General features: G+C 67.0%; 10 protein-coding genes and 2 tRNA genes. 7 read left to right on the top strand and 5 right to left on the bottom strand.

Going from position 1 to position 9,412, the window contains the following annotated elements; all coding sequences use genetic code 11:
- Nucleotides 1-92 precede the first annotated feature (92 nt).
- Nucleotides 93-1,199 (bottom strand): 3-dehydroquinate synthase, encoded by a 1,107-nt coding sequence (gene aroB / locus ACYPYD_RS05300; RefSeq protein WP_459662354.1) that lies wholly within the window; start codon nt 1,197-1,199, stop codon nt 93-95.
- Nucleotides 1,190-1,774, bottom strand: coding sequence for a shikimate kinase (locus ACYPYD_RS05295; RefSeq protein WP_069707589.1), 585 nt, complete (start codon nt 1,772-1,774; stop codon nt 1,190-1,192). The genes aroB and ACYPYD_RS05295 overlap by 10 nt, the downstream gene beginning before the upstream one ends.
- Nucleotides 1,775-1,831: 57 nt before the next feature.
- On the opposite strand from ACYPYD_RS05295, the gene ACYPYD_RS05290 reads away from it, so the two are divergent.
- The 4 genes from ACYPYD_RS05290 to ACYPYD_RS05275 all read left to right on the top strand — a co-directional run bounded on the left by ACYPYD_RS05290 (nt 1,832) and on the right by ACYPYD_RS05275 (nt 6,376).
- On the top strand, nt 1,832-1,990 hold the full coding sequence (locus tag ACYPYD_RS05290; RefSeq protein WP_155986147.1) for a hypothetical protein: 159 nt from the start codon (nt 1,832-1,834) through the stop codon (nt 1,988-1,990).
- Entirely contained in the window at nt 1,987-3,885 is a 1,899-nt protein-coding gene (locus ACYPYD_RS05285) for a hypothetical protein (RefSeq protein ID WP_459662353.1), read from the top strand. Before ACYPYD_RS05290 ends, ACYPYD_RS05285 begins: the two co-directional genes overlap by 4 nt.
- Nucleotides 3,886-3,890: 5 nt before the next feature.
- Complete coding sequence (locus tag ACYPYD_RS05280; RefSeq protein WP_459662352.1) at nt 3,891-4,781, top strand: tyrosine recombinase; 891 nt, start codon at nt 3,891-3,893, stop codon at nt 4,779-4,781.
- Between the two features lie 110 nt (nt 4,782-4,891).
- A complete protein-coding gene (locus ACYPYD_RS05275; RefSeq protein WP_459662389.1) occupies nt 4,892-6,376 on the top strand; it encodes a M48 family metalloprotease in 1,485 nt (494 codons plus the stop codon).
- A 105-nt stretch (nt 6,377-6,481) separates the two neighbouring features.
- Here ACYPYD_RS05275 and ACYPYD_RS05270 read toward each other — a convergent pair whose 3' ends face one another.
- On the bottom strand, nt 6,482-6,655 hold the full coding sequence (locus ACYPYD_RS05270) for a Flp family type IVb pilin (RefSeq protein WP_008829680.1): 174 nt from the start codon (nt 6,653-6,655) through the stop codon (nt 6,482-6,484).
- Between the two features lie 121 nt (nt 6,656-6,776).
- Entirely contained in the window at nt 6,777-6,965 is a 189-nt protein-coding gene (locus ACYPYD_RS05265) for a Flp family type IVb pilin (protein WP_459662387.1), read from the bottom strand.
- 121 nt (nt 6,966-7,086) lie between these two features.
- Here ACYPYD_RS05265 and ACYPYD_RS05260 point away from each other — a divergent pair, with 121 nt between their 5' ends.
- The 3 genes from ACYPYD_RS05260 (at nt 7,087) to ACYPYD_RS05250 (ending at nt 7,759) form a co-directional block, all read left to right on the top strand.
- Nucleotides 7,087-7,512: a (deoxy)nucleoside triphosphate pyrophosphohydrolase gene (locus ACYPYD_RS05260; protein WP_459662351.1), complete on the top strand. Its 426-nt coding sequence runs from the start codon at nt 7,087-7,089 to the stop codon at nt 7,510-7,512.
- A 44-nt stretch (nt 7,513-7,556) separates the two neighbouring features.
- Nucleotides 7,557-7,633: transfer RNA gene (locus ACYPYD_RS05255), tRNA-Arg, on the top strand.
- A 49-nt stretch (nt 7,634-7,682) separates the two neighbouring features.
- Nucleotides 7,683-7,759 (top strand) — tRNA-Arg (locus tag ACYPYD_RS05250).
- A gap of 206 nt (nt 7,760-7,965) precedes the next feature.
- Here ACYPYD_RS05250 and ACYPYD_RS05245 read toward each other — a convergent pair.
- Complete coding sequence (locus ACYPYD_RS05245) at nt 7,966-9,264, bottom strand: chloride channel protein (protein WP_459662350.1); 1,299 nt, start codon at nt 9,262-9,264, stop codon at nt 7,966-7,968.
- Between the last annotated feature and the right edge of the window lie 148 nt (nt 9,265-9,412).

Genomic DNA, 9,412 nt, shown 5'->3' with positions numbered 1-9,412 from the left:
GTAGCGAAGCAATCCAGAGCCGCCTAAACCGCTCTGGATTGCTTCGCTACGCTCGCAATGACGACGTTGAAGGGACGGTGCTCAGGAGAGCGTCAGCGCCCCAATTCCTCGTCGAGGAACGCCGCCACGTCTTCCAGCGAAACCTGCTTGTCGAGGTAGGTGTGGCCGATGCCCTTCATCAGCAGGAAGGGCAGGGTGCCGGCGTCCATCTTCTTGTCGTGGAGCATGTGCTGCACGAGAGCGGCACCGTCGCAGTCCAGCCCTAGCGCCCTGAGGCTGGCGGGCAGGCCGATCTCGCCGATATGCTGCGCGACATGCTCGGCGCTTGCCTGAGGCATCAGCCCGCGCCGCGCCGAGTAGCGCGCCGCCAGCACCATGCCGAGCGCGACGCCCTCGCCGTGGAGCAGGCGGTCGCCGAAGCCGGTCTCGGCCTCCAGCGCGTGGCCGAAAGTGTGGCCGAGGTTGAGCAGTGCGCGGCGGCCGGTGGTCTCGAACTCGTCCTCCGCCACGATGCGCGCCTTGGCCGCGACCGAGTGCGCCACCGCATATTCGCGAAGCGCGCTGTCGCCCGCCAGCATCGCGGCGGCGTTGCCATCGCACCAGGCGAAGAAGTCGGCGTCGTCGATCAGACCGTACTTCACGACTTCGGCATAGCCCGCGCGTAAGTCCCGCTCGGGCAGCGTTTCCAGCGCCGAGAGGTCGGCCAGCACCAGCGAGGGCTGGTGGAACGCGCCGACGAGGTTCTTGCCGGCCGGCGTGTTGATCGCGGTCTTGCCGCCGACGCTCGAATCGACCTGGGCCAGCAGCGTAGTGGGTACCTGGATGAAGTGACAGCCGCGCTTCAGCACCGAGGCGCAGAATCCGGTGAGGTCGCCGATCACGCCGCCGCCCAGCGCGATGATGTGATCGCCGCGCTCAACTTCGAGGCCGAGCAGCCAGTTCACCGTGGCCGAGAGTTCGTCCCACGACTTGGTCGCCTCGCCCGCAGGCAGGATGCGCCAGTGCGGTTCGTGGCCGTTGTCGCGCAGGGACTTTTCCACCATGTCGCCCCACGCCGCGTGGACGTTGGCGTCGGTGACGATTGGAACGCCGCGCTTGCGCAGCTTGCCCCGGCAGTTGGGGGCGAGTTCCGCGAGCAGCCCGGCGCCGACGCGCACTTCGTAAGGGCGACCGGCGATATCGACGGGGATCACAGCCATTGGGAAATTCCCTGAAGTACTTTGTTGATCGTCTGGACGTGCGGGCCTGCGCTGCTCAGCACGTGGATCGGCGCCTGGCAATAATGCTGCGCCCGTTCCTCGCGCAGGCGGCCGAGAATTTCGCGCGGGTTGCCGCCGCGCAGCAGCGGGCGGTTCTCCTTTCGCGCAGTGCGCTCGACGAGGGTATCGACCTCGCTGTCGAGCCAGATCGTGATCGCCTTGTCGAGGATCAGCGCGCGGGTTTCGGCATTGACGAAGGCGCCGCCGCCGGTGGCGATGACGATGCGCTGCCGTCTGGTCTCGCTGTCCGTGATCAGGCGGGAAATCACCCGGCGCTCGCCGTCGCGGAAATAGTCCTCGCCATAAGCGTCGAAGATTTCCGGGATGCTCATCTGCGCGGAGCGTTCGATCTCGTCGTCGGCATCGACGAAGGGGCAATCGAGCAGGTTCGCAAGCCGCTTGCCGACGCTGGACTTGCCCACGCCCATCATACCGACAAGCACGATGGGCCGGTCGATACGGCGGGCGAGCGCTGCAATTTCCTGCGCGGAAAACCGGGTTTGTTGAACGTCCATTGCCCGATCGCCTATAGTTGCGCTAGGTCGCAGCGCAAGCATGGTGAAGGAAGCCGAGTGAACATCGTAAAGCGCAGGCGCCGTATAGCGTCGGCCGTTGCCATTCTCCTGCCGATTGCCGTGGTCGGCCTTGGTATTGCCGCATGGAATGACGCGGGCGTGCAGCCGGTGACGCAGCAGACCGTCTCGATCCCGCTGCCGGAACTGTCGAAATGAGAGCGGTGCACCTGCTCGCGGGAGGCGCGCTGGCGCTGACCTCGGTGTGGGCGGTGGCGCAGGACAGCCCCGAATCGCTGCTGCCCAAGATGTTCGACGAGCCCGCACCCGCGCGCTCGGCCACCCCGCGTCCGCAGGCGCCGCGTACCCAGGCCCCTAAGCCACAGAACTCCTCCGCGCCGAGTGCTGCTGCGTCGAGCGCTCCGCGTCCCGCCGCGACCTCGACCTCGACCCCGGTAGTGCAGGCGATCCCGACCGGTACGCCTAGCGCGATGCCCACGGTGATCGCGCAGGACGACGGCACCTTGCGTCGTATCCCGAGCCTCGAGGAACTCGAGAAAATGTCGCCCGAGGATTTCGAGGCGCTGCTCGGGGCCAAGGTGGTGATCGATATGCCGCCCGCCGCGCGGCGCTCCGCCGACGAGGCGGGGATGCTCGGTGCCGACGAAGGGGGCCTGCCGCTGGCCTCGCTCGCCGGGCAGAACGGCAGCCTGATCCGCGTCGCGCTGGAGGGCAACCGGGGGCAACTGGTCTCCCGCTGGGGGCATATCCTGTTGCGCCGCGCGCTGGCCTCGCGCCTCAATCCGCCGAGCGGGATGAGCGCGGCCGACTTCATGGCGATGCGCGTCGGCCTGCTGCTGCGCATGGGCGAGACCGATGCGGCGCGCGTGGTGCTGCAGGATCTCGACATCGCCGATTACACCCCGGCGTTCGGGCAGGTGGCGTTCGACGTCTATGCCCGCAATGCCGACTTCACCGGCATGTGCCCGGTGATGGCGACGCAGGGCTCGCTGCGTGACGATGCCGCGTGGAATACCTCGCGCACCATCTGTGAGGCGTTTCGCGGCAACAGCACGGCGGCGATCTCGAAGCTGGAGCGCGACCGGGTTCGCGGCAAGATGGACCAGATCGACCTGCTGCTCGCGCAGAAGTACGCAGGCGCGGCCGGCAAGGCGCGGCGCGCGGTGACAATCGAGTGGGACAAGGTCACGACGATGACGCCGTGGCGCTATGGGCTCGCGATCGGAACGGGGCTGGAACCGCCCGCCGCGCTGATGGCCACGGCCGGGCCGTCCTACGATTACGCGACGGCGCTGGCGCCGATGGTCAGCCTTGGCCGCCGGGCGGCGGCGGCGGATCGTGCCGCGGCGGCGGGCGTGCTGTCCAATGCGGCGATGGTGGACCTCTATTCGCAGATTTTCGCCGATCCCGACGTCACCGGCGAGTGGCAGGACCGCGCGGAATCGCTGCGGGACGCTTATGTCCAGCAGGACCCCGCCGCGCGGCTGGCGGCGATGCAGGCGCTTTGGAACGTGACCGGGTCGGCGCTCTATGCGCGGCAGGTGCTGACGGCCGCTGCCGCCGCGCGCATGGCGCCCAGCGCCGACATGGCCGACAGCGCGTCCTCGCTGATCGCCTCGATGCTGGCGGCGGGATACGACGCCAATGCGCTGCGCTGGTCGAGCGTGGTCGAGGCCGGATCGCGGGCATGGGGCATGCTGATTCTTGCTGCTCCGGGCCGCGTGGCGACGGTCGGCAGTTCGACGCTCAACAGTTATGCCGATGACGACGACAGCACGCAGAAGCGCCGCTCGGCCTTCCTTGCCGCCGGTCTTGCCGGGCTGGAGCGCGTCGATCGCGCCGACGCCGAGCGGGTCACCCGCGATGCCGGGATGGACATGGCTGGAAGCACGCGCTGGACTCAGGCGATCGACCATGCCGCCAGTCGCGGCGACGAAGCCAGCGTCGCGCTGCTCGCCGCGTTCGGCATGCAGGGCGACAACTGGCAGCGGATGACGCCGCGCCACCTCTATCACATCGTCTCGGCGCTGCGATCGGTGGGGCTCGACGCCGAAGCGCGGATGATCGCCGCCGAGGCGGTCGCGCGGGTCTGAGGCCGATGAGCGGGGGCGCAGACGACCTCGCCGAGCGGTTCCTGGCGATGCTGGCGGCAGAGCGCGGCGCGGCGGCGAATACGCTCGCCGCCTATCGCCGCGACCTCGAAGCCGCGCGCGAGGTGCTGGGCGATGTCGCCAATGCCACGCCCGAGGCATTGGAGGGGCTCGGAGGCGCGTGGAGCGGACTGGCGGCGTCCAGCCTCGCCCGGCGGTGTTCGGCGCTGCGGCAGTTCTATGGTTTCCTGATCGATGAGGGGCTGCGCAAGGACGATCCTTCCGGTGCGCTGCCCAAGGGGCGCGTGCGCCGCCCGCTGCCGCGCCTGCTCAGTCACGACGAAGTCGAGCGGTTTCTCGCGCAGGCGGACGAGGAGGCGACTTCCGAGCGGTCCGACGCGGTGCGGCTGCTGGCGCTGCTCGAATTGCTCTACGGGTCCGGCCTGCGCGCGACCGAACTGGTGTCGCTCCCGGTCACGGCGGTGCCGCGGGATGCGCCGTTCCTCCACATCACCGGCAAGGGCGGGCAGCAGCGCATGGTGCCGGTGAGCACCCGCTCCCGCGCGGTGCTGTCGCGCTGGCTGGCTTTGCGGAAGGGGACCTCGCGGTTCCTCTTTCCGTCGAGCGGGGCGAGCGGGCACCTGACGCGGGTGCGGCTGTTCCAGTTGCTGCGGGCACTGGCGGGTAGGGCGGGTCTCGATCCGGAGCGCGTCTCGCCGCACGTGCTGCGCCATGCCTTCGCGACTCACCTGCTGGAAGGCGGCGCGGATTTGCGCGTGCTGCAGATGTTGCTCGGCCATGCCGACATCGCGACGACGCAGATCTATACGCATGTGGACAGCGCGCGGCTGGTGGAACTGGTGAACTCGCGCCATCCGCTCGCGAAGGGGCAGATGTAGGGCGCAAGGGAACAAGCCCGCCGTGCGACTCGTTGCGCGAAGGGCAAGAATCGCGGGTGGCGGCCGCAGGATGGAAGGAAGGGAGCGACATGGTATCGAACGTGAAGCGCATGGTTCGGGCCGGAGTTCGGGGAGGCGCGGTCGTCTCGGCGCTGGGGCTGCTGGTGGTCTCGGCGGGTCCGGCGCGGCTGGAGGCGCAGTCTTCGAGCGCGCCGCGCGTTTATGCGATCTCCGCCGCCGACAAGTCGCAAGGCGCCAAGGCCCATCCCGAACTGCTGGCCGAATTCGGCGGCGGCCTGACCGGTCCGCAGGCCAGCTACGTCGAGCAGGTTGGCAAGCGAATCGCGGTGCAGTCGGGCCTGTCGAACGCGACGGGGGATTTCACCGTCACCCTGCTCAATTCGCCGGTGAACAACGCTTTCGCGATTCCCGGCGGCTATATCTACGTGACGCGCCAGCTGACCGCGCTGATGAACAACGAGGCGGAGATGGCGGGCGTGCTCGGCCACGAGGTCGGCCACGTCGCCGCGCGGCACTCGGCGCAGCGGCAGAAGGCGGCGCAGCGCAACCAGATCCTCGGCGTGCTGGGCTCGGTGCTGGCGGGCGCGGTGCTGGGCGACAACGCTTTCGGCCAGTTCGGGCAGAAACTGTTTTCACAAGGTTCGCAGCTGCTTACGCTGAAGTTCTCGCGCTCGCAGGAGCTGCAGGCGGACCAGCTCGGCATCACCTACCTCAAGCGCGCGGGCTACGATCCGCGCGCGATGTCGAGCGTGCTGGAAAGCCTCGCGCGGCAAAATGCGCTGGAGGCGCAGTTGCGCGGCAGCACGAATCAGACGCCGGAATGGGCCTCGACTCACCCCGATCCCGCCTCGCGCGTGCGCTCCGCGCTGACATATGCGGGGCAGGGGAGCAGCGGCGCCACGAATCGCGACACTTTCCTCACGCGAATCGACGGGCTGGTCTACGGCGACGATCCCAAGCAGGGCGTGGTGGACGGCCGGAAATTCACGCACCCGACCTTGCGATTCGCCTTTGAGGCGCCCGACGGCTTCTTCATGGTCAACGGAACGCAGGCGGTGACGATCAGCGGATCGTCGGGGAAGGCACAATTTTCCGGCGGGAAGCTGAGCGGCAGCCTCGATTCGTACATCACCGGCGTCTTCGCCGGGCTGACCGAATCGAATCAGGCGCGAATCACTCCCGCCAGCATCGAAAAAACCACGGTGAATGGCATCCCCGCCGCTTACGGAGTCGCGCGGGTGCAGCAGCAGAGCGGGTCGGTGGACGTCGTCGTCTTCGCCTACGACTTCGGCAACGGGCAGGCCTATCACTTCCTGACGCTGGCGCAGGCAGGCGGTGCGGAAGTGTTCACGCCGATGTTCCGCTCGATCCGTCGGATCTCGGCGGCCGATGCGGGCAGCGTTAAGCCGCGATTGCTGCGCGTCGTGACTGTAAAGCAGGGCGACACCGTACGGTCGCTGGCGGCGAAAATGGCCTATACCGACGCGGCGGTGGACCGTTTCCTGGTGCTCAACGGCATGGATGCGAACACCGCGCTGACGCCGGGGCAGAAGGTGAAGATCGTAACCTACTGATATTGCGTCTTTATGGCTTCCACATGCCACAAAGCGAAAGGGGCGGCAGGTTTCCCTGCCGCCCCTCAATCTTTAATCTGTAAGTACAGATCAAGTATTCAGCTATTAGCTGACGCCCTTCGACATGGCCGACGAGGTCTTCGAGAAGGTCGAAACGAGCTGCGAGCCCATGCCCTGCATGGCGGCGATGGCGGCAACTGCGATGAGAGCGGCGATCAGGCCGTATTCGATGGCGGTCGCGCCCTTTTCGTTGCGGCGCAGCTTGGCGAGAAACTTCATGGTGGTCTCCTGATAAAGCAGTCTAGTGTACCCGGTCCGCCTCGCTTCAGTCTCTCTTCTGCGCCTTGGACAATCTCTTTTTAGCCTGCAATCGTTGATAAACGCTTAAGGCTGTTTCACCCTAGTTTTTGGTCATCGCGGCGGACGACTTGGTGGCCACATTGTTCCACATGGCCACGGTCTCGCCGGCGACGGCCTGCAGGGTGGCGAACATGGCCAGCACGATGAATGCGAGGATCATCGCGTACTCGACCGTGGAGGCACCCTCCCGGTTCTCGATGATGGTCTTGAGAAAGCGATGAAGGCGCATGGTCACCGTGCTAGTTCGCGCGAGGGACGTCTGATCCCACGGCAGCGTTAATTAGGCATTAAGGCAGGAGGCAAAGCTGGAAAGTCCACCGACACCCTTATTCGTGGTCGCAGGTGCGCTGATGCGTTCCGGCACCGTGCTTATGCAGCAGCGCGATTTCACCGGGGTGCATGGCGGCCTATGGGAATTTCCCGGAGGCAAGCTGGAGCCGGGTGAGAGCCCGGAGCGCGCCCTTGTACGCGAACTCGAAGAGGAACTGGGCGTGATCGTCGCGCCCGGTGATCTGGCGGCGGTAAGTTTCGCCAGCGGCCGCACCGCATCGGTCGAGGAAGGCGGGAAGGGGCCGTCGCGCCCGCTCGTCATTCTCCTCTACATGTGCACTCGCTGGCATGGCGAACCGAGCGCCGTCGAGGCGGCCGACGTGGCCTGGGTGGCTCCGCAAGCGATCGCGGGGCTGCGGATGCCGCCGCTCGATTATCCGCTGGCCGATGCGCTCGAACGGCATCTGGGGGCTGTGGAAAACAATATGCAAAAAAGCGGAACATAGGCGTTGACCGATCCCGATTCCCCCCCTAGAGGCAGCCCTCCAAGGCGCCCGTAGCTCAGCTGGATAGAGCATCAGACTACGAATCTGAGGGTCGGACGTTCGAATCGTTCCGGGCGCACCACTCTTCCTTCCGGGGGTGATGTGGTCCTTGTTTGGGTTGAAAATGGTAGGCGCCCGTAGCTCAGCTGGATAGAGCATCAGACTACGAATCTGAGGGTCGGACGTTCGAATCGTTCCGGGCGCACCACCATCCAAAACGAAAAACCCCGCCCTCACCGGCGGGGTTTTTCGTTTTGGCGTTTCATCGCTGCGACCGCACCGGGTCTTGATATTTTGCCCGTCATCCCCGCGAAGGCGGGGACCCAACTGATGACGCCTCGACAGGGAATATCAGGAGATGGGTTCCCGCCTTCGCGGGAATGACGACGCGTGGTGATGATGAACGGCGCTCGGTCACCCTTTCGCCAGAAACCCGCGCGAGAGGCCGTGGTAGAGCTTTTCCCGGCACACCAGCGTGCTGGCGGTATCGGCGATGATCGCTGTCAGGAACAGCGGCAGTATCATCCCGCGGCTTGCGGTGGTCTCCATCAGAATGATCACGGCGGTCAGCGGCGCGCGCACGACGCCGACGAAGTAGCCGGTCATGCCCAGCAGGACGACGGCGGGCATGGGATCGCCTGAGAAGACGTAGGACAGCAGTTCGCCGAAGCCCGCGCCGACCGACAGCGATGGCGCGAAGATGCCGCCCGGCGCGCCGGAGATCGCCGTCGCGGCGGTGGCGACGAACTTGGCCGGGCCGAACCAGGGGGAGGCGCTCTGCTGGCCGTCGATCATCAGGCGGGTAGTCTCGTAGCCGGTGCCCCACGTAGAGCCGCCGGTGACGACGCCGAGCACCGCGACGACAAGCCCGCAGATCAGCGCCGTCGCTACCGGCCGCGAACGCATGGCCGCGAGAAGGGGATGTTCGCCGCGCGCGCAGGCCAGCAGCAGGCGCGAAAACAGCCCGCCGAGGACGCCGCCCAAGATTCCCGCGACCGGCGCGATCATCACGACCGAGCCGACTTCCAGCGTCTGTCGCATGGCTCCGAAGTAGACGTAGTCCCCGGCGATCCCGAGGCTGACGAGGCCGGAGACGACGACCGCGCCCATCACCAGCACCGCGACGCGCTGCTCGAAAGCGGCGGCGAGTTCCTCGATCGCGAAAGCGACCCCGGCCAGCGGCGTGTTGAAGGCGGCCGCGACCCCAGCTGCACCGCCCGCGATGAGCACGCCCGCCGTCATCGGCACGCGCAGCACGCGGTGGCAGGCAACCATGATCGCGGCACTGACCTGCACCGTCGGCCCCTCGCGCCCGACCGAGCCTCCGGCCAGCAGCATCGTCACCGTCAGCAGCAGCTTGGTGATCGCGGTGCGCATCTGCAGCAGCGGCGAGCGGGCGAGTTCGAGGTTTTCACTCGCTGCCATGACCTGCGGAATGCCCGAGCCGCGCGCGGCGGGCGCCCAGCGCCGGGTGATGAAGACGACGGCAGCGAAGATCGCGGGTGTCATGACGAGCGGAGCGTAAGGGTGGACGGCGGCGAAGGCGCGGAACACTTTCTGCGCAGTGTCACCCGCCCATGCGAAAGCGATCGCGATCAGGCCGAGCAGCACCGCTCCCCCGATCGTCGCGGCCCTGCGGCGGGCGAGGTCGAGCGAAGTGTCGATGCCGGGGACGGCCTTGAAAAAGGCCGTGAAGCGTTCCGAGATGGTCAATGCGGATCCCAAGATGGTCTGGCGGCGCGCTTGTCGCGCGTCTGGACGGGCTCGCGCCTCTATTGCGGCAGCGAGTGCGCGAATCGCAAGACCTTTTTGACCCGGATAAATAGAGAGGGCCGGAAGCGACTTCGATCGCTTCCGGCCC

This window comes from Novosphingobium sp. 11B (assembly GCF_054589055.1).
This window is presented reverse-complemented; position numbering and strand designations above follow the sequence as displayed.

Coding starts and splice junctions, on each gene's coding strand:
- ACYPYD_RS05260 (WP_459662351.1), top strand. CDS start 7,087: ATGCGTTCCGGCACCGTGCTTATGCAGCAGCGCGATTTCACCGGGGTG.
- ACYPYD_RS05295 (WP_069707589.1), bottom strand. CDS start 1,774: ATGGACGTTCAACAAACCCGGTTTTCCGCGCAGGAAATTGCAGCGCTC.
- ACYPYD_RS05275 (WP_459662389.1), top strand. CDS start 4,892: ATGGTTCGGGCCGGAGTTCGGGGAGGCGCGGTCGTCTCGGCGCTGGGG.
- ACYPYD_RS05270 (WP_008829680.1), bottom strand. CDS start 6,655: ATGAAGTTTCTCGCCAAGCTGCGCCGCAACGAAAAGGGCGCGACCGCC.
- ACYPYD_RS05265 (WP_459662387.1), bottom strand. CDS start 6,965: ATGCGCCTTCATCGCTTTCTCAAGACCATCATCGAGAACCGGGAGGGT.
- aroB (WP_459662354.1), bottom strand. CDS start 1,199: ATGGCTGTGATCCCCGTCGATATCGCCGGTCGCCCTTACGAAGTGCGC.
- ACYPYD_RS05285 (WP_459662353.1), top strand. CDS start 1,987: ATGAGAGCGGTGCACCTGCTCGCGGGAGGCGCGCTGGCGCTGACCTCG.
- ACYPYD_RS05280 (WP_459662352.1), top strand. CDS start 3,891: ATGAGCGGGGGCGCAGACGACCTCGCCGAGCGGTTCCTGGCGATGCTG.